25 protein-coding genes are annotated in these 25,598 nt (G+C 62.0%); 6 read left to right on the top strand and 19 right to left on the bottom strand.

The window, feature by feature from the left end:
• Positions 1-40: 40 nt before the first annotated feature.
• The 9 genes from LG281_RS04170 to LG281_RS04130 form a co-directional block, all read right to left on the bottom strand.
• Positions 41-904 (bottom strand): SMP-30/gluconolactonase/LRE family protein, encoded by an 864-nt coding sequence (locus tag LG281_RS04170; protein WP_404404652.1) that lies wholly within the window; start codon positions 902-904, stop codon positions 41-43.
• Complete coding sequence (locus LG281_RS04165; RefSeq protein WP_404404650.1) at positions 901-1,506, bottom strand: 2-dehydro-3-deoxy-6-phosphogalactonate aldolase; 606 nt, start codon at positions 1,504-1,506, stop codon at positions 901-903. Before LG281_RS04165 ends, LG281_RS04170 begins: the two co-directional genes overlap by 4 nt.
• Positions 1,503-2,426: a 2-dehydro-3-deoxygalactonokinase gene (locus LG281_RS04160; protein ID WP_404404648.1), complete on the bottom strand. Its 924-nt coding sequence runs from the start codon at positions 2,424-2,426 to the stop codon at positions 1,503-1,505. Before LG281_RS04160 ends, LG281_RS04165 begins: the two co-directional genes overlap by 4 nt.
• Before the next feature lie 209 nt (positions 2,427-2,635).
• Entirely contained in the window at positions 2,636-3,688 is a 1,053-nt protein-coding gene (locus LG281_RS04155) for an osmoprotectant NAGGN system M42 family peptidase (protein ID WP_404404646.1), read from the bottom strand.
• Positions 3,685-4,509: a FadR/GntR family transcriptional regulator gene (locus LG281_RS04150; RefSeq protein WP_404404644.1), complete on the bottom strand. Its 825-nt coding sequence runs from the start codon at positions 4,507-4,509 to the stop codon at positions 3,685-3,687. Before LG281_RS04150 ends, LG281_RS04155 begins: the two co-directional genes overlap by 4 nt.
• 9 nt (positions 4,510-4,518) lie before the next feature.
• Complete coding sequence (locus tag LG281_RS04145) at positions 4,519-5,322, bottom strand: ATP-binding cassette domain-containing protein (protein WP_404404642.1); 804 nt, start codon at positions 5,320-5,322, stop codon at positions 4,519-4,521.
• Entirely contained in the window at positions 5,319-7,109 is a 1,791-nt protein-coding gene (locus LG281_RS04140) for a dipeptide/oligopeptide/nickel ABC transporter permease/ATP-binding protein (protein WP_404404640.1), read from the bottom strand. The genes LG281_RS04145 and LG281_RS04140 overlap by 4 nt, the downstream gene beginning before the upstream one ends.
• On the bottom strand, positions 7,106-8,053 hold the full coding sequence (locus LG281_RS04135; RefSeq protein WP_404404638.1) for an ABC transporter permease: 948 nt from the start codon (positions 8,051-8,053) through the stop codon (positions 7,106-7,108). The genes LG281_RS04140 and LG281_RS04135 overlap by 4 nt, the downstream gene beginning before the upstream one ends.
• A gap of 70 nt (positions 8,054-8,123) precedes the next feature.
• Positions 8,124-9,677 (bottom strand): ABC transporter substrate-binding protein, encoded by a 1,554-nt coding sequence (locus LG281_RS04130; RefSeq protein ID WP_404404636.1) that lies wholly within the window; start codon positions 9,675-9,677, stop codon positions 8,124-8,126.
• 128 nt (positions 9,678-9,805) lie between these two features.
• Between LG281_RS04130 and LG281_RS04125 the strand changes: the two genes are divergently transcribed.
• The 3 genes from LG281_RS04125 to LG281_RS04115 all read left to right on the top strand — a co-directional run bounded on the left by LG281_RS04125 (position 9,806) and on the right by LG281_RS04115 (position 12,369).
• Positions 9,806-10,447, top strand: coding sequence for a DUF1028 domain-containing protein (locus LG281_RS04125; RefSeq protein ID WP_404404634.1), 642 nt, complete (start codon positions 9,806-9,808; stop codon positions 10,445-10,447).
• A gap of 107 nt (positions 10,448-10,554) precedes the next feature.
• Positions 10,555-11,472, top strand: a complete 918-nt coding sequence (locus LG281_RS04120) for a pseudouridine-5'-phosphate glycosidase (RefSeq protein WP_404404632.1) — start codon at positions 10,555-10,557, stop codon at positions 11,470-11,472.
• Positions 11,473-11,475: 3 nt separating this feature from the next.
• On the top strand, positions 11,476-12,369 hold the full coding sequence (locus LG281_RS04115) for a carbohydrate kinase family protein (protein WP_404404630.1): 894 nt from the start codon (positions 11,476-11,478) through the stop codon (positions 12,367-12,369).
• Here LG281_RS04115 and LG281_RS04110 read toward each other — a convergent pair.
• The 7 genes from LG281_RS04110 to LG281_RS04080 form a co-directional block, all read right to left on the bottom strand.
• A complete protein-coding gene (locus LG281_RS04110; protein WP_404404628.1) occupies positions 12,366-13,295 on the bottom strand; it encodes an electron transfer flavoprotein subunit alpha/FixB family protein in 930 nt (309 codons plus the stop codon). The two genes, LG281_RS04115 and LG281_RS04110, sit on opposite strands and share 4 nt — an antisense overlap.
• Positions 13,292-14,041 (bottom strand): electron transfer flavoprotein subunit beta/FixA family protein, encoded by a 750-nt coding sequence (locus LG281_RS04105; protein ID WP_404404626.1) that lies wholly within the window; start codon positions 14,039-14,041, stop codon positions 13,292-13,294. The genes LG281_RS04110 and LG281_RS04105 overlap by 4 nt, the downstream gene beginning before the upstream one ends.
• 147 nt (positions 14,042-14,188) lie before the next feature.
• Positions 14,189-15,874 (bottom strand): D-lactate dehydrogenase, encoded by a 1,686-nt coding sequence (dld, locus tag LG281_RS04100; RefSeq protein ID WP_404404624.1) that lies wholly within the window; start codon positions 15,872-15,874, stop codon positions 14,189-14,191.
• Between the two features lie 64 nt (positions 15,875-15,938).
• On the bottom strand, positions 15,939-16,808 hold the full coding sequence (locus LG281_RS04095) for an amidohydrolase family protein (protein WP_404404622.1): 870 nt from the start codon (positions 16,806-16,808) through the stop codon (positions 15,939-15,941).
• Positions 16,808-17,944, bottom strand: a complete 1,137-nt coding sequence (locus LG281_RS04090) for a mandelate racemase/muconate lactonizing enzyme family protein (protein WP_404404620.1) — start codon at positions 17,942-17,944, stop codon at positions 16,808-16,810. The genes LG281_RS04095 and LG281_RS04090 overlap by 1 nt, the downstream gene beginning before the upstream one ends.
• The gene (gene kdgD / locus LG281_RS04085) at positions 17,941-18,846 is read right to left on the bottom strand and encodes a 5-dehydro-4-deoxyglucarate dehydratase (RefSeq protein ID WP_404404618.1); all 906 of its coding nucleotides are present in this window, start codon (positions 18,844-18,846) and stop codon (positions 17,941-17,943) included. The genes LG281_RS04090 and kdgD overlap by 4 nt, the downstream gene beginning before the upstream one ends.
• Before the next feature lie 106 nt (positions 18,847-18,952).
• Positions 18,953-19,936 carry a cation diffusion facilitator family transporter gene (locus LG281_RS04080; protein ID WP_404404616.1) on the bottom strand — a complete coding sequence of 328 codons (984 nt, stop codon included), beginning with the start codon at positions 19,934-19,936 and terminating at the stop codon, positions 18,953-18,955.
• A 306-nt stretch (positions 19,937-20,242) separates the two neighbouring features.
• On the opposite strand from LG281_RS04080, the gene LG281_RS04075 reads away from it, so the two are divergent.
• Positions 20,243-20,428 carry a hypothetical protein gene (locus LG281_RS04075; protein ID WP_404404614.1) on the top strand — a complete coding sequence of 62 codons (186 nt, stop codon included), beginning with the start codon at positions 20,243-20,245 and terminating at the stop codon, positions 20,426-20,428.
• 2 nt (positions 20,429-20,430) lie between these two features.
• Here the strand turns inward: LG281_RS04075 and LG281_RS04070 are convergent, their stop codons facing one another.
• Both LG281_RS04070 and LG281_RS04065 read right to left on the bottom strand, forming a co-directional pair.
• Positions 20,431-21,378 carry a 1-phosphofructokinase family hexose kinase gene (locus LG281_RS04070; protein WP_404404612.1) on the bottom strand — a complete coding sequence of 316 codons (948 nt, stop codon included), beginning with the start codon at positions 21,376-21,378 and terminating at the stop codon, positions 20,431-20,433.
• The gene (locus LG281_RS04065; RefSeq protein ID WP_404404610.1) at positions 21,375-22,307 is read right to left on the bottom strand and encodes a class I fructose-bisphosphate aldolase; all 933 of its coding nucleotides are present in this window, start codon (positions 22,305-22,307) and stop codon (positions 21,375-21,377) included. Before LG281_RS04065 ends, LG281_RS04070 begins: the two co-directional genes overlap by 4 nt.
• 292 nt (positions 22,308-22,599) lie before the next feature.
• Between LG281_RS04065 and LG281_RS04060 the strand changes: the two genes are divergently transcribed.
• Both LG281_RS04060 and LG281_RS04055 read left to right on the top strand, forming a co-directional pair.
• Positions 22,600-23,031: a DUF2267 domain-containing protein gene (locus LG281_RS04060; RefSeq protein WP_404404608.1), complete on the top strand. Its 432-nt coding sequence runs from the start codon at positions 22,600-22,602 to the stop codon at positions 23,029-23,031.
• Positions 23,032-23,197: 166 nt separating this feature from the next.
• Positions 23,198-24,754 (top strand): PAS domain S-box protein, encoded by a 1,557-nt coding sequence (locus LG281_RS04055; protein ID WP_404404606.1) that lies wholly within the window; start codon positions 23,198-23,200, stop codon positions 24,752-24,754.
• On the opposite strand, the gene LG281_RS04050 is transcribed toward LG281_RS04055, so the two are convergent.
• Positions 24,751-25,473 carry a response regulator gene (locus tag LG281_RS04050; RefSeq protein WP_404404604.1) on the bottom strand — a complete coding sequence of 241 codons (723 nt, stop codon included), beginning with the start codon at positions 25,471-25,473 and terminating at the stop codon, positions 24,751-24,753. The two genes, LG281_RS04055 and LG281_RS04050, sit on opposite strands and share 4 nt — an antisense overlap.
• Positions 25,474-25,598: the final 125 nt, after the last annotated feature.

Here is a 25,598-nt window from a genome sequence, read left to right as displayed (position 1 = left end):
CCATCGGGCCCGCCGTTTTGCTTGAGGATGATCGAATACGTTAAAGGATGACCTGATGCTCGGCCTGGCCCTTGGCGTGGGTCTCGACAACGAAGGTCATACCGCTTTGCGGGTGACGTTCGAGCGCGGCCGCGTCGAGTCCTTCCTTGGCCGTCGTGCAGAACATTGCCGCAAGATCGGGTCCGCCGAAGGCGGGGCACGAGGTATGCGGCGCTGGAAATCCGATCGCTTCGACGAACTGTCCGTCCGGAGCATAGGCGGCAACCCGCGCGGCGCCCCACTGTGCGATCCAGGTCAACCCGCTCGCGTCGATCACTGCACCGTCCGGATTGAGATGCTCGGGCGCCAGATCGAGGAAAACGCCCGGCTCGCCTACTGGCCAGCCATGCTCGGGATCGAGTGCGACGCGGTAGACGATGGAGGTATCGGTATCGGCGAACTGTCCGTACGACTTGTCCGGCGCAAACGAGATCGCGTTGGGAATGGTGATATCGGGAAAGAGCCGCCGCACCTCGCCACGGTAATAGCGATAGATCGCGCCCGCGCCCGGCTCGGCCTTCTTCCCCATGGTTCCGATCCAGAACCCGCCCCAGGGGTCGGCACGCCCGTCATTCGAGCGTGTCAGCGGCATATCGGCCTCGAGGTCGCCGACGCGCTTGTGCTCTCCCGTTTCGATGTTGAACTCGAGAAATCCGGTTTCGGACGCGATAACGAGCCGATCGTCATCGAGCCAACCGGCAGCGGAAACCATCTCGTCGAAGGTCCAGGCGTTCTTCTTCCCGTCTTTCGCGGTCAGGAGCGTCTTGTTGACAATGTCAAACCAGAAGAGTTGCTCACGCGTGGGATGCCAGAGCGGCCCTTCGCCCAGAAAGCAATCGCGGTCGTCAAAAAGCTGCGCACTCATCCCATAACCTCGTCATATGCCGTAACCAGGGCTTTCGCGCGTTCTCCAACCTCGTGGGCCGAAAGCCCCGGCGTATAAAGCGATGTGCCGATGCCGAACCCGTCCGCGCCGGCCTTTTTCCACTCGGCGAAATTGTCCGGCCCGACGCCGCCCACGGCGAAGACCTGCGTACCCGCCGGGAGCACCGCCCGCAGCGCGGACAGCCCCTTGGGTCCCATCGTGAACGCCGGGAAGATCTTGAGCCCGTCCGCACCGGCCTTGAGCGCTGCAAAGCACTCGGTGGCCGAGAATACACCCGGCCAGGATTGCATGCCGCGCGCCTTGGTGCGCGCGATTACCTCCGCGTCGCAATTGGGGGAAACGACAAGCTTGCCCCCCGCATCCGCGACCGCGTCGGCTTCTTCTGCTGTCAGGACCGTACCGGCGCCGATCAACGCGTCATTGCCGAACGCCTCCGCCATGGCCGCAATGCTCTCGAGCGGACGCGGCGAGTTGAGCGGCACTTCGATCCGGGTGATGCCGCTTTCGATAAGCGCTTCGGTCACCCCTGGCGCATCTTCCGGCGTCAGTCCCCTGAGGATCGCGATCAGTGCACGGCTCATGCGGCGGTCTCCTTGAGTGATGTATAAGCGGTCGAGAGCCCGCTGAGCGTCAGCGCATCGGCGTCTTCAATAGTCGATCGTGCGCCTTTGAGCGCGAGGGCATCGGCGTAAAGCCGGGCCAACTTTCCATTCCCGATTATGGCGACGGGGTGTCCGCTGTCCCAGCGCTCCCGCGTACCCGCCAGTTCCAGCCCGATCAGGAGTCCCGAGAGCCGCGCGCGGGCAGCATCCGGCGACAGGCCGGCCAAGAGGCTTTCCGCACGCAGCGCGAAAAGCCTGCTCGTAACGCGCTCGGGCGCGGCGAGTGCATCGGCTACCCCACTTTCGAAGGCGGCCTTGTCCCAGCCATCGCCCATCGAGTGGCGCAATACCGACTGGGTGCTTAGGAGCGCGAACACCTCCCCGGTCATCACCGTGGTAAAGGTTTCAACCTCGCCCGCTCGCACATCGGCCCATTTGGTATGTGTTCCCGGCAGGCAGACCGGCCCGGAAAATTCCGGCCGCTGCGCAATCAGTCCCGCAATTTGCGTTTCCTCGCCTCGCATCACATCCGCGGGCGCATCCTGCTTGAGGCCTGCGACGATCCGGATACGGATTCGCGGGTTGTGCGCTGGTGCATCGGTCAATGGACCACCGACAGGCGGGCAGGGGACCGCACGATAGCTTGCTTCGACCCAGCCCTGACGTGCCCCGACCATGCCGCAGGCGATAACCTCCGTAACACACTCAGGCTTGAGCCACGGCGAAATGACAGCAAGCAGCGCACCCTCGAACTGCTCGGGGCGGAGCGATCCCATTCCGGTGTCCGAACCGCTTTGCGCACGCACGGCGCCGTCCGCGCCCATGGCCCAGGCGCGCATATTGGTCGTACCCCAGTCCACGGCGATCCAATCCGCGACGATGTCAGATGCGTGTGTCAAACATGTCCTCCCTTGACCGGACTTAGGACACTCGCACGCAATACCTGCGTCGCCTCGCTTGGCCTTTTTGTCCCTGGCAGCGTCGCGACCGAGCCGGAAATATCTCGATATTCCCGGCTCATCGCTCCTGGCCAGGACCAAAAATCCCGGCGCGATCCGACGCAGGTATTGGTGCTCGTACCCTTATCTGCGCGATCATGCGCGCGGCGTCAATCACTGACCGGGCAGGGAACCAGACCGCTCTCGAGATAGGCGACGATGAGTTTGGTGAGTTCCAGAAGCGACGCAATGTGCGTCCGCTCCCACCCATGCGAGGAATCGAGCGAAAAGCACGCGAGCCCGGCACGTAAATCCCAACCCGCGTCGATCGCCGCGGCGCTGTCGGACCGATAGGAGCGGAAGGTATCGCGCACGTGCTTGATGCCATTCTTCTGGCAAAGCGATACCAGATGCCGAACGATCGGCAGGTCGAACGGTCCTGTCCGGTCCCGAAAGGCAATGGTCACCGAATCGTCGCGCGTCGCCTGGCCGGGGCCGGTAACACCATTGTCGATCGCGAGGAGTTCCTGAACCTCGGGGCCGAAGCCATGCGTGCCACCAATTCCGACTTCCTCGGAGATCGTGAACATGATCTGCGCCGGAACATCGGGTGCCTTGCCTGCATCTGAAAAATGCTTGAGCGCGGCTAGAAGACACGCCACACCAGCCTTGTCGTCGAGATGCCGTGAGACAATGAAGCCGCTGTCGAGGAATTCCGGCTGCGCGTCAACGGCGACGATATCGCCGATGTCAAAGCCATACTCGACGAGGTCCTCCCGCGTGTAACAGGGCAGGTCGAGCCGGATTTCGAGATTGTCCCAATCCGCCGGCTGGGTATCGACTTCGGTGTTATAAAGATGCCCCGATGCCTTGAGCGGCAGGATCGTCCCGCGCGTCTCGCCGGTATCGGTGAAAACCGTTACCCGCGCGCCCTCGGCAAACCGCGCCGCCCAGGTGCCGGTATTGCGCAAAGCGAGGCGACCGTTGTCCTTGAGCCCCGTCACCATCGCCCCGAGCGTATCGATATGCGCGGCCAGCGTCCGTTTCGGGTTGCCCGCGCCCAGCGTTACATAGAGGACGCCGCGCCGCGTATAGGAGACGGCATATCCCATTTCTTCAAGCCATCCGGCAACCCTCGCGGTCCCGCGCTCTGTCATCCCCACGGGGCTGGGTGTCCGAACCAGCGTTTCAAGCCGATCCGTAAGATAGTCCCTATCGATCATGAGAGCGCCTTGCGCCGCTTTTCTCCGCGCCCCCGCGCGACAGGATCGTGGATGAAATTCCCCAAAAGCTCGGCCTGCAGATCCAGCATCGCATGTTCCGCATAGACCATGTGATCGGTCATGATCTTGTGCACGCGGCTTCTGTCGCCCGCCTTCATCGCCTCGATAAGCTGGCGTTGATATTCGATACCCTGCTGGCGCAGCACAGGCTTGGGTTGCATGTAAATGTCGCGGCAGACAGCGAGCTCCTTCAAGAGCCGCTGGAGAAACCGGCACACGAAGGCCAGAAGCGCATTGTCCGCATATTCGGCGACGACGGTATGGAAATCGAGCTCGGCCATACGCTGATCCCAGCGTTCCTGCGCATCCGCCGGCTCGTGATCGTAGATCGCGATGATGTCGGTGAGCCGTTTGTAACCGGCCTCGTCCATGTTCGGCATAGCGCTGACCGCGACCAACGGTTCGAGGACCTTCCTCAGCGCATAGATGTCGGAAATCGACATCGATTTGGCAAAAAGGAAATTCGACAAGAGGCTCATCGCCCGGCCTTCGGACATGCTTTCGATAAACGCCCCGCCGCCCGGCCCCGTTCGCGTCCGGATGAGCCCTTGCACCTCCAGCGACTTTAAAGCCTCGCGGATCGTCCCCTTGCTCGCCTGGTACTGCTCCATCAGTTCGCGTTCCTGCGGCAGGCGGTCGCCAGGCTGGAGCCCATGCTCGATGATCGTCGTCTTGATCGCGTCGACGATTTCATCGGTACGCTTGCGGCGGATGGGCGGTTCTGTTGGGCTGGCCGGGAGGGAAGGGCGGGACTGGGACATTTTTCTTTCTTATTGCGCCGCAGCGCTTTCGAGGCGCGGTGCGCTTGCAATCAGCTCCCTTGTATAGTCATGGCTGGGTGCCCGGAACAAGGTTTGCGCGGTATCCAGCTCCACCATCTCCCCCAGATACATGACCGCCACACGATCCGACACGGATTCAACGACGGCAAGATCATGGCTGATGAAGAGATAGGAGAGATCGAACTCGCGCTTCAAATCGTCGAGCAGGAGGAGAACCTGTGCCTGCACGCTCACATCGAGCGCCGAGACAGGCTCATCGAGCACCATGATCTTCGCCTCCGCGGCCAGAGCCCGCGCAATCGCGATCCGTTGCGCCTGGCCGCCGGAAAACTCGTGCGGATACCGCTCGAGCGTATCCTTGGGCATCTGCACCGCGTCGAGCAGGTCCTTCTTGCGCGCTGCCCGCTTGTCGGCCTCGTACCCGCACAGGAGCCGCAAGGGCACGTCGAGGATCTTGTCGATCGTTTTGCGCGGGTTGAGCGAGGCGACCGGATCCTGAAACACGTATTGGACGACGCGTCCGAAGACCGCCGAGCCCTGCGCGCGGAGCTCCGCTGCGCTCTTGCCGTCGATGACCATCTCGCCCGAAGTTGGCGTCTCCAACCCCACCAGCATCCGCGCAATCGTGGACTTGCCCGACCCGCTCTCGCCTACGATAGCTAGCGTTTCGTTCTGCTTGAGTTCGAAGGTGACGCCTTTGACGGCATGGACCTCGTGTGTCCTGCCGCCAAAGAGCGTCCGCTTTCCCCCAAAGGATTTCACCAAATCTTTGACAACAATCGCGTCGCTCATTGTGCCGCCTCCGCGAAAAGGGGCCGCACGCCGTCGAGGAAGGCCTTGCCCTGTCCGAGTTCGGGTACGCACGCCTTGAGCTTCTGCGTATAAGCGTGCTGGGGACTGCGCAGCACAGATTCGGTCATACCGGCCTCGACGATCTCCCCGTCCTTCATCACGGCAACCTTGTCGCAAACCTGTGCGATCACGCCGAAATCGTGCGTAATGAGAAGAAGCGCCAACCCGCGCTGCGTCCGCAAATCTTGCAGCAGGTCGAGGATCTTCGCCTGCACGGTCACGTCGAGCGCGGTCGTTGGTTCGTCCGCGATGATGATGTCCGGATCGTTCGCCAGCGCCATGGCGATGCCGATGCGCTGGCGCTGCCCGCCCGACAACTGGTGCGGAAAGGCATCGACCCGATCCGCCGCGTCGCGGATGCCAACCTGTTCCATCAGATCGACGGCTCGTTTTTTTGCCTCTTCCTTGCTGACCGGCTGGTGCGCCAGGATCGCCTCGGCGATCTGATCGCCGACCTTGTAGAGCGGATGCAGTGTGGTCAGGGGGTCCTGGAAGACATAGGCGACCTTGCCGCCCCTGAACGCGCGAATGCCGCTCTCGGATTTGCTCAGCACATCCTCGCCCTCGATATAGGCCCCGCCATCGGTGATGACGCCCGGAGGAGAGGCAACGAGCCCGAGGAGCGAAAGCGCCGTCACCGACTTGCCCGAACCGGACTCCCCGATCAGCCCGACGCATTCGCCCTTCCTGACCGCGAAAGAAACGGACTTGACCGCCGGAACCGTCGCGCGGCCTTTCTGAAAGCTCGTTTCCAGCCCGCGCACGTCGAGAATGGCATCGGTTTCGACCTTGGGGTCGGGCACAGATGTCCGTTCGATCCTGGTCACTGCGCGCGGCCGCGTGAGATCGCCTGCGCGAAGGCGCGGGTCAAGAACGTCGCGCACGCCGTCGCCTAGAAGATTGATGCTCATCACGAGCGCGAAGATCATCAGGCCCGGAATGATCGAGACGTGCGGTGCGTTAAACAGCAGGCTCCGCCCTTCGCCCAGCATGGAGCCCAGATCCGATTGCGGCGGCTGCGCGCCGAGGCCGAGGAAAGAGAGACCGGCGGTTTCGAGGATCATCCAGCCCACCGTCGTCGACATGGTGATGACGATGACCGGCAGGACGTTCGGCAGAATTTCGGTAAAGAGGATCGCCAGCCACGACTTGCCGGAGAGCCGTGCCGCATCGACGAACTCCCGGCTGGCCAGCCCGATCGTCACCCCGCGCACGTTCCGCGCAAAGAAGGGGATGTTGACGATGGCGATGGCGTAAAGCGCATTCAAAAGCCCTGGCCCGAGCACCGCGACGATGGCGAGCGCGAGCAGGATGTAGGGAAACGCCATCAGCATATCGATCAGGCGCATCAGGATATTGTCCGTCCGTCCGCGCGCGAACCCCGCGATAAGCCCGATGAGCGAACCCGTGAGTGCGGCTATGGCGGTCGCCGAAAGCCCCACGGCGATCGAAACCTGCGAACCCCAGATCAGCCGCGAGAGAATATCGCGCCCCAATTGGTCCGTGCCGAGAATATGGCCTTCGGAAAAGGGCTGCTGTAGCCGATTGGCCGGGGTTGTGGCGTTCGGGTTGTCGAGCGGCAAAACGGGGGCGAGGATCGCCAGAAGCGCGATGATCCCCAGAACGATCAGCCCGCCCGTCGCAAGACGATTGTTGAGCAGTAGGCTCCAGCTCGATAAACGGGCACTGGGCTCGGTGACCGGCGGTGTGGCGGCAATCTGGCTCATGTCTTCAGCCTCGGATCGAGCAGGGCCTGACAGACATCGGCCACAAGGTTGAAAAGCACATAGCTCGCCGCAACGAGCAGCACGCCACCCTGAACGAGCAGGACGTCACGCGTGGAAATGGCGTTGACCAGCATCGCCCCGATGCCCGGCCACTGGAACACGGTTTCGACATAGACCGCGCCGCCCAGAACGAACCCCGCCTGAATGCCGATCACCGGGATGACGTTGACGAAGGCGGCCTTGAAGGCGTGCCCATAGATGACCTTGCGCTCGGAAAGCCCCTTGGCCCGCGCCGTCCGCACGAAATCCTGCCGCAGCACTTCGAGCATGGAAGCCCGCGTCAGCCGCGCAATCACGCCGGTGGCGACCACGGCGAGCGTCACCGCAGGCAATATGAGATGGCGCAACAGATCCATGAAATCGCCCCCGCCATAAACCGCGAACATTCCCGAGGCGGGCAGGACACGCCATTGCACGGCAAAGAGCAGGATCAGCAGCAGCCCCAGCCAGAAGGCGGGCATTGAAATGCCGATGAGGACGAAAAAGGTGATGATCCTGTCGGCCCAGCCGAACTGCCGCACCGCCGAAACGATGCCCGCGAGCAGTCCGAAGATCGAGCACAGCACAAGCGATACGCCCGCAAGAATGAGCGTCGCGTTATAGCGTTCGAGAATTTCGTCGAGCACGGGCCGGTTGAGATTGTACGACCGTCCGAAATCGCCCTGGAGCACATTGGTGATCCACACCCAGTATTGCTCGGGCAGAGACCGGTCGAGCCCCAACTCACGGTTGACCCGCGCGACGTTTTCCGGCGTCGCGTAGGCGCCCAAAATAGCAGTCGCGGTGTCTCCTGGGATCAATGCCATGATCCCGAAAACGATGATCGATAACCCGAACAATACGGGTATCGCGGCCAAAAGCCGCTTGGCGATATAGGCCAGCATGGTGTTGGCCTCCCCTCTGTGCCTCCTCATGGGACCGGCAGCATCCCGCCGGTCCCGGAATTGCAGCGCCTTACGGCTTGGACACGTCAGCCAGTTCCAGAAGGAAGCTCGGCTGCAGCGCGAAGCCTTCGACGTTTGCCGAAGTCACCGCATTCTGCTTCCAGTTGGCGACGAAGATCCATGGCGCATCCTCGAAGACGATTTCCTGCATCTCCTTATAAAGATCGCCGCGCGCCTCGATATCGGTTTCGACACGGGCCGCCTCGAGCAGTTCGTCCACTTCCGGGTTGGAATAATAGGACGAGTTGAACCCGCCGGCCTCCGGCCATGCGTCGGTGCGCAGCGTCAGATAGGGCAGGACGTCCGGATCGTTGGTCATCCAGGCCATTTCGGCCATATCGGCCTCTTCACCCAGCCCCGGGTTCACGATCCCCAGGAACGTATTCCACTCGTAAGTTTCGATCTCGACATCGAACCCGACGGCTTCGAGATCGGCCTGGATCGCCGTGCCCATAGTGATCGGATCGAGCATGCCCGAGCCACCCTCGGTGACATAGAAGGTCACCGACGGATTCTCGACGCCGGCCTCAGCCAGGAGTTCGCGCGCCATCTCCGGATCGTAAGGATAGGGTTCGAGGTCCTCGTTATAGGCCCAGTTGAACGCCGGAGCGACAGGGCTGTCCGCGACGGTTGCGGTTCCCTGCAGCACATCCTCGACCAGCGTTTCCTTGTTGACCGCGTAATTCGCCGCCTGACGGACGAGTTTGTCGGTGAACGGGCCATTCTGGGCATTGAGCATCACGTACCAGACGTGTGGCCCCGCCTGTTCGTAAACTTCGAATGCGGGATCGGATTCGAACTGCCCTACATTGTCGGGCGGCACTTCGACCATCACGTCGATCCCGCCCGAAAGCATCTCGGCAACGCGGGTATTCGCGTCCGTGATCGGACGGAAGACGACCGCTTCGAGTTCAGGCGCTCCGTCCCAATAATCGGGATTGGCTTCCGCCACGACGCGCGTGTTCGACTGCCATTCGACGAACTTGTAAGGTCCGGTTCCCACTGGATTGCGGCCGTAATCGTCGCCCTGCTCGGCAACCGCTGTGGGCGAAACGATAAGCCCCGTTGGATAGGCGAGGTTCGAAAGGAACGGCGCATAAGGTTCGGACAGAACGAATTCGACGGTGTGTTCGTCGATCACGTTGACGCTGTCGACAGCCGAGAAGTTGAACGAAAGCGGGAACGGTCCGGTATCGTAATAGGGATGGTTCTCATCCAGCATGCGGTCGAAGTTGAACTTCACCGCCTCGGCGTTGAACGGCGTTCCATCGTGGAAGGTGACCCCTTCGCGCAGAGTGAATGTATAGGTGAGCCCGTCCTCGGAAATTTCCCAATCGGTCGCAAGCGCAGGTTCGACCTCGAGCGTACCGTCGCCGTAGCGCACCAGACCATCGTAGAGATTCACCGCGATACGGAAATCGTTGACCGCGGTCGCGACCTGCGGGTCGAGCGTCTGGGGTTCGGCGATCTGCCCCACGACTAGGACGTTCGGCGGCGTTTGCGCCACCGCCGGCGCGGCAGCCAAAAGCACCGCGAGCGCTACCCCTCGTAGCATATTTTTCATGACAACCTCCTTGAGCAAGAACGTGCCCCCATTGCGTCAGGAGCAACGGTCCCAAAAATTAATTTATCAGCATAAATGGACAGCGCAACCGATTTATCAGTATAAATATCGCCAATCGGAGGACCGCCATGACATATTCCATCGTCGCCAGAGACCCGCATTCGGGCGCCTTCGGCGTGGCGACGGCCACGGGCGGCCCCGCTGTGGGTTCCCTGGTGCCGCACGCGCGGGCCGGAGCAGGGGCCTTGGCGACGCAAGGCTATACCAACCCGTTCTACGCCTTCGACGGTCTTGCCGCGCTCGAGGACGGCGAGGGTGCCGAATCCATTGTCACCCGGCTGACACGGGATGACGACGGGCGGGAAGGCCGCCAGGTCATTATCATAGACCGGGATGGGAAAACGGCAGGCTGGTCGGGGCGCGACCTCACTCCGGTTGTGGGCATGCAACTGAAAACGGGTGTCGCCGTTGCTGGCAACCTGCTCGCCAACGACCGTGTGCTGGCCGCCATGATGGATGCATTCGACGCCGCCAAAGGCCAACACCTGGAAGACCGTCTCCTTGCCGCCATGCGCGCCGGAGAGGACACTGGAGGCGACGCCCGCGGCACACGCTCGGCCGCACTCAAGACCTATACCGACCAGCTTTACCCCGCCATCGACATGCGGATTGATTCCTCTGCTACGCCGATCGCCGATCTGGCAGCTCTGCTCGACGAGGTACGCGATCAGTCCTATGCGGATTTCTTCGCAGGCCTCCCGCGCCGCTAAACGGGCGCTATGTTGCGCATTCTTGACCAAACGATCAAAACCGCCTTGCGGAACGCCGCGCGCTGTGGTTTCCATCGCGCCAGCCAATCCGCGAAAAGAGGCCACCCGTGAATCCCTTCCTTGCGACCAGCGCTGAAGTTCAGGCTGCGCTCGATGCCCAAAAGCCTGTCGTCGCCCTCGAATCCACCATCATTACCCACGGCATGCCCTATCCGCAGAACCGCGATACCGCGCTCGCGGTCGAGGCCGTCGTGCGCGAGAACGGTGCGATACCCGCAACCATCGCCGTCATGGGCGGAAAGTTGTGCGTCGGAGTGTCGGGCGACGATCTCGAAGCGCTGGCGAAAACCGGACTCGATGCCGCCAAGGCGTCCCGCCGTGACCTCGCTGCCATCCTGGCCAAGGGACTGACCGCCGGAACAACCGTTGCCACCACGATGCAGATCGCGGCCATGGCCGGCATCAAAGTATTCGCGACCGGCGGCATTGGCGGCGTTCATCGCGGGGCCGAGACGACCTTCGATATCTCCGCCGACCTCAAGGAACTCTCTCAAACCCCCGTCGCTGTCGTATGTGCCGGTGCCAAGTCGATTCTCGATATCGGAAAAACGCTCGAAGTCCTTGAAACCAATGGCGTTCCGGTGATCGGCTATAAGTCTGACGCTTTCCCGGCCTTCTTCGCGCGCGAAAGCGGCTTTGGCGTCGACTACCGGCTCGACACGCCCGGCGAGGTTGCGGATCTCATCGCAACCCAGGCTGATCTTGGTATGACTGCCGGCATCCTCGTTGCCAACCCGATCCCCGAAGCCGATGCGCTCGACGCCGCCGAGATCGACAGCCGCATCGCCGCCGCCATCGCGGATGCCGATGCGCAGGGCGTTGCCCGCAAGGACCTGACGCCTTATCTCCTCAACCGCATCTTTGAGCTGACCGGCGGCAAGAGCCTCGCGGCCAATATCGCGCTCGTCAAAAACAATGCCGCCGTCGCCGCACAGATCGCTGTCGCGCTGGCCGCGCGCGGCTGATCGATGGCGGGCCACGTCCTCGTTATCGGCGATGTCATGACCGACATCGTCGTTTTGCCCGAGGGGCCCATAGTCCACGGCACGGACCGCCGCGCGACGATCCGCCGGATGCACGGCGGCGCAGGCGCCAATCAGGCCCTATGGCTCGCTGCCGAGGGTGCGGAGGTTGTGCTTGTCGCCAAGGTCGGAGCAGGGGACACGGAAACTCTTTCAGCCCATTTTGCCGCCCGCGGCGTGACGCCGAAACTCGCCACCGACGACGCGCTGCCAACCGGCACGCTCATCTGCCTTGTCGACGCTGACGGCGAACGCAGCTTTTTGACCGACCGGGGCGCCAACACTGCGCTCGCCGCGCAGGATCTGCCTGCATCGCTTCTTGATGGCGTGTCGCTCCTCCACGTTTCAGCTTATGCGCTCGTAGAACGCGGTCCCCGTGCTGCCGTTCTGTCCCTCATGGCCGCAGCGCATAAAAGAGACATCCCCGTTAGCCTCGACCCCGCCTCAACCGGCTTCCTTGAAGAAATCGGCCCGGTCGAGTTCCGAAGCTGGACGCGCGGCGCGCAGGTTTTCTTCCCCAATGCTGACGAAGCTCAACGCCTCACCGGAAAGGCCGACACGGACGATCAGGTTGCAGACCTTTTGAAGGACTACGAAACAGTCATTCTTAAAAAGGGTGCGCACGGCGCGATTCTGGCGCACCGCGACGGAACGCGAATTGCCCGCGCGGCGCGTCCCGTCACGGCTGTCGACACGACGGGCGCTGGCGACGCCTTCGCCGCCGGCTTCCTTGCCGCCAGCACGCGTGGCGCGCCGGATGCGGATGCTCTCGATGCCGCTATAGAGGCGGGCGCCAAAGCCGTGTCGAAAATCGGCGCCCAGCCGGAATCGGCGTCTTAAAGCGCCTCGGTAAGCTCAGGAATTGCCTCGAAAATATCGGCGACAAGTCCGTAGTCGGCCACCCCGAAGATCGGCGCGTCGGGATCCTTGTTGATCGCGACGATGACTTTGGAATTCTTCATCCCCGCAAGGTGCTGGATCGCTCCGGAAATCCCCACGGCGATGTAGAGATCCGGCGCGACGACCTTGCCGGTCTGCCCCACCTGCCAGTCGTTGGGCGCGTATCCAGCGTCGACCGCAGCCCGGCTCGCGCCGAGTGCCGCCCCTAACTTTTCGGCCAATGGGCCCAGCAACGCATTGAACTGCTCGGCCGAACCGAGCGCCCGTCCGCCGGATACGACGATCTTTGCCGTCGCGAGATCCGGTCCTTCGCTCTGGGCGCTTTCCCGAGAAACCAATTTCGTCTTGGGCGCTTCCGGCACGAACGAAACCGTCTCGACCGTCGCATTTCCGCCGCGCGGCGCCTCATCGAACGCCGAAGCGCGAATGGTCAGGACAACCTTCTCCGCCGTCGCCTCGACCGTCTGAAGCGCCCCACCTGCGTAGATCGGTCGCTCGAACGTCGTCGCGGAAACGACCTTGGTGGCATCGGATACCTGCATCACGTCGAGCAGAGCGGCCACGCGCGGCATCACATTTTTGCCGAAGCTCGTCGCGGCTGCGGCGATGTGGTCGTATTCGGCGGCCAATTCCCTAAGAATGTCCCCCAGAGGTTCCGCGAGCCCTTCGGCGAAGACCGGATTGTCCGCAAGGAGGACCTTGTCCACGCCGGACAGCGTCGCCGCATCGTCGGCAACCGGCTTGCACACATTGCCCGCAACAAGGACGTGGATCGGTACGCTGAGAGAAGAGAGCGCCGAGACCGCCTTGGCTGTGGCCGGGTTCAGCACCGTGTTGTCGTGCTCGGCCAGAATCAGGATGCTCACAGGACCCGCGCCTCCGTCTTGAGTTTTTCTACAAGCTCGGCCACCGAGCCGACCGTCGATCCCGGCTTGCGCGCCGGGGGCTCGGCGGTGTTCGCAACCTTGAGCTGCGGTGTCAGCGAAACGCCGAGGCTCTCGGCCTCGATCTCCTCGAGCGGCTTTTTCTTGGCCTTCATCACATTGGGCAGTGAAGCGTAGCGTGGCGTGTTGAGCCGTAGATCGGTCGAGATCACCGCGGGCAGGGGCATTTTAAGCGTTTCCAGTCCGCCGTCGATTTCCCGCGTCACCGTCGCCGTGCCGTCCGCGATCACGACCTTGGACGCGAACATTGCTTGCGGCCAGCCTAAAAGCGCCGATAGCATCTGTGCGGTCTGATTGGCATCGTCGTCGATTGCCTGCTTGCCCATGATCACGAGATCGGGGCTCCGCTGTCCGATAATCGCCTTGAGGATCTTCGCAACCGCGAGCGGTTCGACCGTTGCGTCAGTCGTAACGAGAATCGCGCTATCCGCCCCCATCGCGAGCGCTGAACGCAGCGTATCGGCCGCCTGCGCCGGTCCGATGGACACCGCAACGATTTCGCTGGCAATCCCCGCTTCCTTGAGCCGGATCGCTTCTTCGACGGCAATCTCGTCGAACGGGTTCATCGACATCTTGAGATTGGCGAGTTCCACGCCGGATCCGTCGGGCTTCACCCGCACGGCGACATTGGCATCAAGCACGCGCTTGACCGGAACGAGTATTTTCACGCTCTTCTCCTTGGCTGGCCCTAGTGCCCCGCTTCATACAAATTGGCAGGCGTCAGCCTGGCGATTTGGATGAAGGTAACGGGGCCACGGCAAAAAATGAGTGAGGCGCTTCTCATCATAAGCTATCAAATAACGTGAAGCGCCTCACTAGGCCCAGTTCCGGCGCTTGGACGTCCGTCCGATGCCAGGATTGAGGCTGTTGGTGGGATCGAGGGATTTGTAGAATTCGGCGAGCGAGGGCTTGGCCTCGTAAAGGTGCCCCACATTATGCTCGGCAGGATACTCTGCCCCCCGCTGATCCAGAAGCTCGAGCAATTGCGCCTTGATCGCCGCAACATCCGCGCCCTTCTTGACCAGATAATCCTGATGCAGCACGTGGCAGAAGAAGTGCCCGCAGACTGGCGTATGCGTCAGTTGTGCGCTGATCTCAGGCGGCAGTTTGGGCAGCCAGTCGGTCTCGTTGCGCGGCAGCGCGACGTCGAGCGCGAGGATATCCTCAACCTCATTTGGATGCACGGCGCGATAGCGGCCCGACGCACCGCCGAACGCGAAGCGGTGCAGGAACGCGGCCTCGCCCTCATCCTTCGTGCATTCGAAATAGGCGCCGCTCTCGGATGGGAACATCTCCGAAAGATATTCGCGTGCCTCCGCAACGCCCGCGCCGCCCATCTTGAGCATAAGGTGATGCTCATATTTGTCCCGATAGGCGTTCATGCGCTTGGGCAGGTGCTCGGGCCATATCCGCATCACCATCTGCACGATCCGATCCGAAATCGCGCCGCCGAGCCCGAATTTCTCGGTCAGCCCGTCGACCCAGCTCTTGAGCGCAAAGGCTTTCGGTACCGAATCCGTCCCCAGATGCCGGATCACCAGATAGGTGTCCTTCCCGTAGCGCTGGGTCATCGTGTAGGCGTCGCGGTGCAGATACTCTCCCGCAATCGGGAGGGTCTCGAAGCGTGAGAGGATATGCCGCCGGATTTCGGTGAGTTCGGCGGGATCGTTCGTGCCGATATAGAAGACGGCGGTATCTTTATCGGCAGGAAACGTATCGAGCCGGAGGGCGAAAATCGCCAGCCGCCCCGCGCTGCCCGAAGCTTCGAACAGCCGCCGCGGATCGGCGTTGAAGCGGGCAGGGGTGTCCGCGTCGATATCGCGGACATGCCGGTGATACTCCCGGTCCGACGCCCATTGGTTGGTTTCGCGCTGAATATCGGCGTCCGAATAGTCGCCCGCATCGAGCCGCGACAGGATGGTCTCGGCGTCTTCGCCCAATTCCACCCCGAGGTGATTGACGAGCTTGAGCGTGCCATCCGCGTCCACCTGTCCGAACACCGCGAACTGGGTATAAGCCGGCCCGCGCTGGATCAGCGAACCGCCCGAATTGTTGCACACCCCGCCGGTCACCGATGCTCCGATGCACGACGAACCGATCACCGAATGCGGTTCGCGCCCGATGGGGCGTAGCGCCTTTTCGAGCTGGTCGAGCGTCGCGCCGGGCAGGGCGATCACCTGATTGCCGCCGTCGACGAGGTCGATCCGGCGGATGCGCATGGTGTTGATGATGACGATGGGGCGGTCATAACCCTCGCCGAACGGCGTCGAGCCGCCCGTGATGCCCGTATTGGCTGCCTGCACGATGATGATAACGCCCGCCTCGACCGCAGCCTTGAGTGCGCGCCATTGTTCAACAAGCGTGCCGGGGCGCACGACCGCGAGCACCTTGCCATCGCCATAGCGATAGCCCTTGCGGTAGCGGCGGGTGGCGCGGTCGCCGACAAGGACGTGGCGGGGGCCGACGATGGAGCGGAATTCGGACAGGAGGGCAGAGGACATAGGCGTTCGATCTTTCGACAACGCCACAGTCTAAATCACGGATAGCCCGTCGAGGACAAGTTTTTCACACTCTGGCAGGCGGAAATCCGAACAGCGCCTCGGGGTTCTCGACCAGCGCCTTGTGCCTTGCGTCCTCGGACGGGAACCAGCCCATGACGGTATCGAGCAGCGCCGCGTCGTCGGGGTATTCTGCTGTCGATTTTGCAAGATTGTGCGGCCAATTCGTGCCCCAGACGATGCGTTCGGGCGCATAGGCGGCGAGGTCACGCGCAACGGCGGCGATATCGGCATAGTCCGGCCCGCCGGTCCGGCTCGATTCGTAGCAGCCCGCGAATTTGAACCAGCAATTGCCTCTGTCGATCAGCCGCTTGACCGCGTCGATCTGCGGGCTGTCCGGCGTCACCCCGGCAAAGAACTTGCCGTGGTGATCGAGGACCCAATTGCTGCGGATCGCTTCGAGACGGGGCATGTGATCGAGGATGTGCGAGCCGTCGAACTGGATGGCGATGCACCAGTTGAAGGCTTGCGCCTTGGCATCGATTGCTTCGAGGCCCGAAAGTCCGATCGCGCCGCCCGGCAGGTCCATGATCCGCGCGCCGGTGACGTTGGCGTCCGCAAGGCGCTGCATTTCGGCGTCATTGGTCTCGCCTGTGATGACCGCGACCCCGCGCGCAGCGTCGCCCATCGCTTCGAGCGCGGCGACGAGATTGCCGTTGTCGAACTGATGCGCATTGCCCTGCGTGATGACCACGCGGTCGATCCCGAGCCATGCCATCGTCTGGCGGTATTCCGCCGGGCCAGGCAGCCCCTCCGGTAGCGCAGGGCCGCCGGGGAGGGCAGGGAAACCCTCCAGATACATGTGCATCTGGGTGTCGATGGTTCCTTTTGGCAGAACCGTCTTGGGCTTGTCGCCGGTATAGGTGCGTTCGAGCATCAGGCGTCTCTCGGTGCGAATTCCTTAAGCGCGTCGCGGTCGATCTCGATGCCGAGGCCCGGGCCGTCGGGAATGGCGACGATGCCGTTCTTGTGCTCGATCGGCGTTTTGACGACCGCCTGACGGAACGGGTTGTGCGTCCGGTCGAATTCGAGGATCGGTTCTATCGGATCGTTCCGTACCGGATTGGGCACCATCGCGGCCATGAACTGCAGCGCCGCCGCGATCTGCACGGCAGTGCCCCAGACATGGGGAATGAGCCGAACGCCGTGGAGCGCGGCCATATCGGCCACGCGCTTCATCTCGGTGAACCCGCCGACCCCGCAGATGTCGGGCTGGACGATATCGATGCAACGCGTTTCAATCGGTTCGCGCATACCCCACCGCGTATGCCAGGTCTCCCCGCCTGCGACGGGCAAGGGCTGGCTTGCGCGGACCTCGCGATAAGCGCCGAGGTGTTCGGGTACGACCGGCTCTTCAAGCCAGTCGATACCATAGTCGGCCGCCGACTTTCCGACACGAATGGCCTCCAGGACGTCATAACCATGATTGGCATCGATCATCAGCCGCATCTCGCTGCCCGCTGCCTCGCGGACCGCGGCGATGACGCGTAGGTCTTCTTCCGGGTTGAAGCCGATCTTGATTTTTGCGGCATGAAAGCCCGCTGCGCGGTGTTCCGCAACCTCGCGGGCATTGTCCTCGACCCGGTCGACACCATCACGCTTGAACGAGCCAGTGGCATATGCCTTGACGCTCTCGCGGAACCGGCCGCCCAAAAGCGTCGAGACCGGCACGCCGAAATGCTTGCCCTTGATGTCCCAGAGCGCGATGTCGATTCCCGACAACGCTGTGATCGTGAGCCCCCGCTGGCCTTGGTCGCGCAGCGCGTTGTAGAGCACGGCCCAATGCTTTTCGGTTTCGAGCGGATCTTTGCCAATCAGCCACGGCCTGTAGGCGGCAACGATTGCGGCATTCGGTCCGGCGGGCCCGAGGCACTCGCCCCAGCCCGTCGTGCCGTCGTCGCAGACGATCTCGACCAGCACATGCACACGCTTGTCGAAGCGCATCGAGGCGCTTTCGAAGGCGGTATCGAGCGTGTGCTCGAGCAGATGGGTGCGAACGTCGGTGATCTTCATTTCTTGCAGGACGCAATCAGCCCGGCCAGCATGTCTTCCTCCTCCCCGGTCAGATCGACGAGCGGCGCGCGCACCGGACCGGCGTCAAAGCCCTGGAGCCGCACACCGGCCTTGATCGCCGAGACGGCATAGCCCTTGTTGCGGCTGCGCAGCTTCATGAACGGATAGAAGAAGTCCTTTAGGATTTTTTCGCAAGTCCCGGTTTCACCTGCGCGCAGTGCTTTGTAGAACGCGACCGCGAGATCCGGGACGAAATTGAAGACCGCAGAGGAATACGTCGTGAACCCGGCCGCGAGGTAGGCTTCGGCGAAGAGTTCGGCGGTCGGCATGCCGCCCAGATAGGTGAGCCGGTCACCCATCGTGGCAGTGATCTGGCGCACGAGCCCGATGTCCCCCGAACCGTCCTTGAAGCCTATAAGGTTAGGACAGTTGTCACACAAGCGCTGGATCGTGTCCGCCTGCAGGATCGAATTGTCGCGATTGTAGACCATGACACCGATGCCGACGGACTGGCAGACGGCAAGGACGTGCCGGTACAGCCCCTCCTGCGGGGCGTCGATAAGATAGTGCGGGAGCAGCAGGATACCGTCCGCGCCAGCCTTTTCAGCGGCCTTGGCGATCGAAACGGCAATCTCGGTGCCGTAGCCGCAGCCCGAGACGATCGGCGTATCGCCCGCGGCGTCCTTGGCCGCTGCGACGATCGTCGGAATTTCGTCAGGACTCAGCGAAAAGAACTCGCCCGTCCCTCCGGCCGCAAACAGCGCCGCTGCATCGAAGCCCGAGAGCCAGTCGACGTGCTTGCTATAGGAATCGCGATTGAACTTACCCTCGGCATCAAAATGCGTAACGGGGAACGACAAAAGGCCGGCCCCGAGCACGGCTTTGATGTCCTTGGGATCCATGACGATGTCCTTTGCTCAAACTCTCCTTCACCGGGATATTGAGTTGACTGATAGAAGTCAACAGCTTGTATGATATCTTTTGTGGGCGGACATCGCGAAATATGGGCTAGTGGACGTGCCCGTGGTCATGACCGGTTGGCGGCGCGGAGATTTCGCATGTCGCCGGAGTGTTGCCCCAATCGATCTCCACCGTCGCATGGCGAATGCCATAGGTCTTGGCAAGGGCGGCCTTGACCCGATCGGAGATTGTCGGTGCGTCCGCGTTTTCTCCCAGTGTGATTTCCAGGGTCGCGGCAGACTTGCCCGAAGTGATCGACCAGACATGCACATGCCTGACATCCGCCACATCGGGCACGGTCTCGATGAGATGCCTTTTGAGCGCGTCGATCTCGATATCCGGCGGCGTGCCCTCCATCAGGATATGAAGGGAGTTCTTCAGGAGCGCCCAAGCCGAGCGCAGGATCAGCGCCGAAAGCAGGACCGACAGGATCGGATCGATCGGGGTCCAGTTGGTGAAGTAGATGACGATGGCCGCAACGATTGCGGCGACCGAACCCAGAAGATCGCCCAGAACGTGGAGCAGGGCGCCCTTGATGTTCACATGCTCGGTGTCGCCGGTATTGAGCATGAAAAAGACCGCGCCGTTGACTACGAGGCCCAGCACCGCGACGGCGAACATCGGTCCGGCCAGGACCGGATGGGGATCGATGAAACGCTGGACAGCCTCATAAGCGATCCATGCAACCAGGCCGATCAGCGTGACGGCGTTGACAAAGCCCGCAAGCACCTCGAAACGCATATAACCGAAAGTGCGCTTGGCATCCGACGTGCGCCGGCCGAAGCGGAACGCTGCCCAGGCGAGCGCCAGCGCCGCCGCGTCGGTGAGCATGTGCCCCGCATCCGCGATCAGCGCCAGAGAGCCCGCAAGAAGTCCGCCAATCACCTCGGCAATCATGAAGCCGAAGGTCAAAAGAAAGCCAATGAGAACGGCCCGCTCGTTCTTGCCTGTCACCTCCGGCGAATGGTGATGGTGCCCATGGCTGTCGTTCATGGCCTCATGGTCATTCCTGTTCGTGCTCTCGCTGGTCATGCGCAGTCCATTGTTTGGCAAAGGTTAAATCAACATATAAATACGTGTTCATATATATGCCGTAAAGTGCGACATGTCGACCCGGCTTTGGCCGTTACCGCCTCTTGGCAGGGTAGTCTTTCAATCTTTGGGCGGCATCTTGTGTCCAACGGCAGCAATTGGCGTCATCCCTGTCACGCATTCGCCGATTTTGCGTGTACAATGCCTTCCATAGACATTCGACATGCGGCAAGTCGGGATGACACGACGATTGCAAGCCGGGCGACAAACCCGCACCCGCCTGTCAGCAAACGGAGAGGCGACATCATGGCTGGCATCTATGTTGAGCGTGAAGTAGTCTGCCCGCATTGCGGCGCGACGAACCACATCACGGTCGACGAGGTGGCCGACAATACACGCGTCAATTGCTCGCGCTGTCATGCGGAAATCGGCCTGTGGCGGACCATCAGCGCGCAGACCGTTGCCCGCAAAGAAGCGGAACGGACGCTTTAGCGTTAGGACAACACGCGCGTAGAGAGTTCCGAGTATATCTTGTCGGTCTGGTCTTTCTCGCAAAGCGCGGTGGCCGGAGTGGTGACCGCTGACGCCGCTGCGGATACGCCGTACCGACAGGCTTCATCGAGCGGCCAGCCCGCATTAAGCGCATAGGTCAGCGCCCCCACGAAACTGTCGCCCGCACCCACTGTGCTGTCGATCTTGACTCTGGGCGGCCGGATATGGACGGGTTCGTCCGCCGAGACGACGACTGCACCTTTATCACCCAGTGTGATGATCACGACATCGATGGCATGGCGTTCGCGCAGCGCCTGTCCGAGCTGGGCGGCGCTTTTGTCTTCCATGCGCGGACCGTCGATGAGTTCGCGTGCCTCGAGATGGTTGAGCTTGACGAGATATGGCCGGCCATCGAGCGCGGCCTTGAGCGCCGCGCCGTGCGTATCGAGGATGAACGAGAGCCGGTTGACCCGGCAGAACGCGGCAATCCTGCGATAGAAGTCAGTGCGCAGCCCTTCGGGCAGGCTGCCGCTGGCCACGATGTACCGGCATGAGGGAGAAACGGTTGCAAGGATCGCATCGAACAACGCGTCATCTGCATTGTGCGGCTGCATTGGGCCAGGCAGGACGAAACGATAGTGCTCTCCACTCGTCTTTTCCATCACTGTCAGGGAGAATCGCGTCTCGCCCTCACCCTGCCAGATACACGCGGCGACGCCGGCTTGCTCGAGCATGCGTTTGTAGAGTTCGCCCATAGTCCCGCCCAGGACGACGAAGGCGAGGCTGTCGCCGCCGAACTCCTTGATAGCGCGCGAGACGTTGACCCCGCCGCCCCCTACGTCGAGCCGTGGTGCCGCGCAGCGGAGCTTTTTCCGCGGAGCCAGCGTCTCGGTCTCTGTGGTGATATCGAGCGCGGGATTGAGCGTGATTGTGAGAATGGATGCTGTCATTGCGTTGTGCTGCTAACCGGCGCTTCGTACACGGCCATGATGCGTGAGAGGAGATCCAGCGCTTCGGCTCTCGGGCGCTGGAAACTGTTGCGGCCGATGATCGAGCCGTATCCGCCGCCATCGCGGATGGCCGTGACATCGGCGAGAACCTCATCGGTCGGTTTGGACGAACCACCGGAAAAAACGACGATCCGCTTGCCCGCAAAGGCGGACTGCATGACGTGCGCAACCCGCTCGCGCGCGACGTTGCGGTCGATATCTTCCCGGGCATAGGCCACGCGCACGTCCTCGTGTTCGATGTGGCGGGACGGCAGCTTGACCTTGATGATGTGCGCACCCAATTGTGCTGCGATCTGGGCGGAGTAGGCGACAACATCGAGGGCAGTTTGCCCGGCCTTGGAGAGGTTGCCGCCGCGCGGATAGGCCCATATGACCGTGGGCAGTCCCACTTCGCGCGCCGCAGCGATACCGGCACGGGTTTCCTCGATCATTTCATACTGCTTATCGGCGCCGGGATAGATGGTATATCCGATCGCGTCGCAACCCAGCCGCAGTGCGTCGGATGCTGTCGCTGTGACCGCTTGGTCCTTTTCGGAGCTCAGATTGTTGCTGTTGTTGGCCTTGAGGATGAGCGGAACCGCGCCTGCGTGCCGTGCGGCGCCGTCCGCGAGCAGGCCATAGGGTGCGGCAAAGGCGCTGACACGGGCGGCAATGGCGAAATCGAAGAGATATTCCGGGTCGTAGGCCGCTGGGTTGGCCGAAAACGATTGCGCCGGGCCGTGCTCAACGCCCTGATCGACCGGGAGAATGACGAGTTTCCCGGTGTCGCCCAGCCTCCCATGCATCAGGATGCGGGCCAGATGCATTCTTATGCCCGGGCTTTCCGAGTCGTAATGCGCAAGAATGTCGCGAACCGCTGCACTCGGCATCGGCATATCCTCGTAGAGTAATATCGGTTCAACATGCTTCCCGATTAACATGGCCGCAAAGAGCGGGATTTGATCCGCATCAAGGCGGGGCGCTGTTCCCGGCTTTACCGTGCCAGCCGCCGGGGCAGTGCCATCGCCGGCCACGCAACGGTGAGGCAGTCATTGGGATGAACGAAAAGCCGGTCGTATGGTTCGAGCAATCGGATTGTCGATGAATGGATCGGGTTCGGCCTTCCTGCATTTCTAGGGTAGGTCCGGAAACCATCCGGCAACCCCTTGGAGGAGAACAGAAATGAGTGGGCACGAAACTTTCGATCATACGGTCCAGCAGGCCAATATCTGGCTCAAGAAAATCACCGAAACGCTCCATTTCGAGGACCGCCGTTACGCCTACTCGGCGTTGCGGGCCACCCTTCACGCCCTGCGCGACAGGCTGACGCCCGAGAGTGCCGTGCACCTTTCCGCGCAATTGCCCATGGTGATCCGCGGGCTCTATTTCGAAGGGTGGCGGATTTCCGGAAAGCCGACTAATGACCATACGGTCGACGAATTCTGCGCACACATCGAAAAAGAGCTGCCACCGAAGTTTCCGCGCGATCCCAAGTCGGTCGCCCAAGGTGTATTCGAGGTTCTGTGGGCGGAACTCGACGTTGGCGAGACAGCCAAGGTCATCGACCAGATGCCGGGGCATTTGAAGGCACTTTGGCCGCAGGAGGCGCGCTGAGGTATCCCGGCGATTAAAGTGTCGCCGCCTGCGCGGTCACCCATATGTTCCTCCCGGGTTGAATAGCGCTGGGGCAGAGGGTCACACCCTTACCGCTTTCTTGTTTGCCGGGCGTAAGCTAAAATCGCCTGCAAGGAATCTGCGAACGCGGGCGGGCCAGGGGCCGATGGCGGACAATCTCCAGACCGATGAATCCCTTGCCGGCGAGGCCGCTAAGCTTCACGCCATTCTCGATTCCGCCGTCGACGGGATCGTCACCATTGATCGCAACGGCATCATCATGACGGTCAATCCTGCGGCCGAACACCTGTTCGGATATACGCGGGAGGAGTTCATCGGTCGCAATGTCCACTTCCTCATGCCCGAACCTTATCATTCCGAGCATGATGGCTATATTCGCGCGTATCGGGAAACCGGCCGCAAGAAGATCATTGGTATCGGGCGCGAGGTCGTCGGGCGCAAGGCCGATGGGACGGTTTTCCCGATTCATCTGGCGGTGAGCGAATTCTTCGTCGATGGCCAGATCCATTTCGCCGGGATCATTCGCGACCTGACCGAACACAAGGCCACCGAGCGCGCGCTGCGCGAGGCGCAGAAGATGGAGGCGATGGGGCAGCTCACGGGCGGGATCGCGCACGATTTCAACAATCTTCTGACCGTGATCATCGGCAATCTCGAGATGCTCGATGCCAAGCTCACCACCGACGACAAGCGCGAACTCGCCTCCGAGGCGCTCGAAGCTGCCGAAATCGGCGCCAGGTTGACCTCGCGGCTGCTGGCTTTCGCACGGCGCAGCCATCTCGAGGCCGAACCGGTCAACCTCAACACGTTCGTGTTGGGCTTGACCGATATGCTGCATCGGACACTTGGGGAAACGATTTTCCTCTCCAACGCGCTCAGTCCAGACCTTTGGATGGTGCGCACGGACGCATCCCAGATCGAAAGTGCCATCGTCAACCTGGCCGTCAACGCCCGTGATGCAATGCCCTCGGGCGGGCGGCTGGTAATCGAAACCTCCAATGTCCAGATCGATGACGAGAACGGAACCGGTGAAATGGGGCTCGCGCCGGGCAATTACGTGCGCCTTTCAGTCTCCGATACCGGCACCGGCATGCCGCCCGCAGTGCGTGAGCGCGCCTTCGAGCCCTTTTTTACGACCAAGGAGAAGGGTAAGGGAACCGGGCTGGGTCTGTCGATGATCTACGGCTTCGTCAAACAATCTGGTGGTCACGCGACGATCTACAGCGAGGCCGAGAAGGGCACGACGGTCAACCTCTATCTGCCGCGCTACCGCGAGCAGGGTGAAGCCTTGGAAAGGGGCGAGGACGCGGTCGCAACCCTCGGGAATGGCGAACTGGTTCTTGCCGTGGAAGACGACGAGCGTGTCCGCCGCCTGACGGTTACCCGCCTCAAGGAACTCGGTTACAACGTCCTCGAAGCCGGCAGTGGCGCGGAGGCTCTCGCTGTTCTCGCCGCCAATCCGGACGTCGACCTCCTGTTCTCCGACCTCGTGATGCCCGGCGGCATGTCCGGCTATGAGCTGTGCAACAAGGCGCGGGCCCTCTACCCGAATGTCAGGGCCCTTCTGACGTCCGGCTATGCTGAGGAGCTTACGCGCTCCGATGCGCTCGCGGAGGCGCATCTCAAGGTGCTCCGCAAGCCTTACCGCATGGCGGACCTTGCGGAAGCAGTCGCCGGCGCGCTCAAGGGCAACGGTGCCTAAGGTGTGCGGCTTGGTGTGAAGGTATAGCCTGCGCCGCGAACGGTCTTGAGCAGCGCGGGTTCGGAGGGATCGGCTTCGATCTTCTTCCGCAGCCGCGCGATCTGGTTATCGATGCTCCGGTCGAGTGGAGTCCAGTCGTGACCCTTGAGATGGTCCATGATCTGGTCGCGGCTCAGAACCCGATGGGGACGCCGGGCAAATACGGTGAGAAGGTCGAATTCACCGCTCGTAAGGTTGACTGCCCCTTCGGGGCCTGTGAGCGTGCGCCTTTCAATATCGAGCGCGAAGCCGTTGAACCGGATGACGTCGTCAGACGTCGTCCGGGCCTGTTCTTGCGGACGCTCGGGCCTTGATCGGCGCAAAACCGAACGCACCCGTGCCAGGACCTCGCGCAGATGGAACGGCTTGGCGATATAGTCGTCCGCCCCGATTTCGAGCCCGACGATACGGTCGATCATATCGCCTTTGCCGGTGATCATGATGATCGGGATGTCGGATGTTTGCCGAATCTCGCGCGCGATGGTGAGCCCGTCCGAGCCACCCAGGTTGAGATCGAGCGTGATGAGATCGAGTGACCGGCCGAGGTGGTCCTGCACATCCTGACCGTCAGCGGCCTCGGAAACGGTGTAACCCTCGTCTTCCAGGCAGCGGCGGAGTATACGCCGAACCTTCTCGTCATCGTCTACGACCAGGATGTGAGGCGCACCTGGTGTTTTCATCCCTTGGGTACTACTTTTTGTCTAAGAGGATTGCCTGATACGAAATGTTACATGGCGTTACAGGGGCGGCGCAAGCGCGTTACGGCCCGGCCCCATAGTGCTTCTGACACAAAATTGCGTGCAGG

The organism is Pelagibacterium halotolerans (genome assembly GCF_044811015.1).
GTDB classification, from domain to species: Bacteria; Pseudomonadota; Alphaproteobacteria; order Rhizobiales; family Devosiaceae; genus Pelagibacterium; species Pelagibacterium halotolerans_A.
This window is presented reverse-complemented; position numbering and strand designations above follow the sequence as displayed.

Bases quoted from the DNA above. Each gene is read 5' to 3' on its own strand.
- LG281_RS04170 (WP_404404652.1), bottom strand. From the start codon at position 904: ATGAGTGCGCAGCTTTTTGACGACCGCGATTGCTTTCTGGGCGAAGGG.
- LG281_RS04165 (WP_404404650.1), bottom strand. From the start codon at position 1,506: ATGAGCCGTGCACTGATCGCGATCCTCAGGGGACTGACGCCGGAAGAT.
- LG281_RS04155 (WP_404404646.1), bottom strand. From the start codon at position 3,688: ATGATCGATAGGGACTATCTTACGGATCGGCTTGAAACGCTGGTTCGG.
- LG281_RS04150 (WP_404404644.1), bottom strand. From the start codon at position 4,509: ATGTCCCAGTCCCGCCCTTCCCTCCCGGCCAGCCCAACAGAACCGCCC.
- LG281_RS04145 (WP_404404642.1), bottom strand. From the start codon at position 5,322: ATGAGCGACGCGATTGTTGTCAAAGATTTGGTGAAATCCTTTGGGGGA.
- LG281_RS04140 (WP_404404640.1), bottom strand. From the start codon at position 7,109: ATGAGCCAGATTGCCGCCACACCGCCGGTCACCGAGCCCAGTGCCCGT.
- LG281_RS04135 (WP_404404638.1), bottom strand. From the start codon at position 8,053: ATGCTGGCCTATATCGCCAAGCGGCTTTTGGCCGCGATACCCGTATTG.
- LG281_RS04130 (WP_404404636.1), bottom strand. From the start codon at position 9,677: ATGAAAAATATGCTACGAGGGGTAGCGCTCGCGGTGCTTTTGGCTGCC.
- LG281_RS04125 (WP_404404634.1), top strand. From the start codon at position 9,806: ATGACATATTCCATCGTCGCCAGAGACCCGCATTCGGGCGCCTTCGGC.
- LG281_RS04115 (WP_404404630.1), top strand. From the start codon at position 11,476: ATGGCGGGCCACGTCCTCGTTATCGGCGATGTCATGACCGACATCGTC.
- dld (WP_404404624.1), bottom strand. From the start codon at position 15,874: ATGTCCTCTGCCCTCCTGTCCGAATTCCGCTCCATCGTCGGCCCCCGC.
- LG281_RS04095 (WP_404404622.1), bottom strand. From the start codon at position 16,808: ATGCTCGAACGCACCTATACCGGCGACAAGCCCAAGACGGTTCTGCCA.
- LG281_RS04090 (WP_404404620.1), bottom strand. From the start codon at position 17,944: ATGAAGATCACCGACGTTCGCACCCATCTGCTCGAGCACACGCTCGAT.
- kdgD (WP_404404618.1), bottom strand. From the start codon at position 18,846: ATGGATCCCAAGGACATCAAAGCCGTGCTCGGGGCCGGCCTTTTGTCG.
- LG281_RS04080 (WP_404404616.1), bottom strand. From the start codon at position 19,936: ATGACCAGCGAGAGCACGAACAGGAATGACCATGAGGCCATGAACGAC.
- LG281_RS04075 (WP_404404614.1), top strand. From the start codon at position 20,243: ATGGCTGGCATCTATGTTGAGCGTGAAGTAGTCTGCCCGCATTGCGGC.
- LG281_RS04070 (WP_404404612.1), bottom strand. From the start codon at position 21,378: ATGACAGCATCCATTCTCACAATCACGCTCAATCCCGCGCTCGATATC.
- LG281_RS04065 (WP_404404610.1), bottom strand. From the start codon at position 22,307: ATGCCGAGTGCAGCGGTTCGCGACATTCTTGCGCATTACGACTCGGAA.
- LG281_RS04060 (WP_404404608.1), top strand. From the start codon at position 22,600: ATGAGTGGGCACGAAACTTTCGATCATACGGTCCAGCAGGCCAATATC.
- LG281_RS04055 (WP_404404606.1), top strand. From the start codon at position 23,198: ATGGCGGACAATCTCCAGACCGATGAATCCCTTGCCGGCGAGGCCGCT.
- LG281_RS04050 (WP_404404604.1), bottom strand. From the start codon at position 25,473: ATGAAAACACCAGGTGCGCCTCACATCCTGGTCGTAGACGATGACGAG.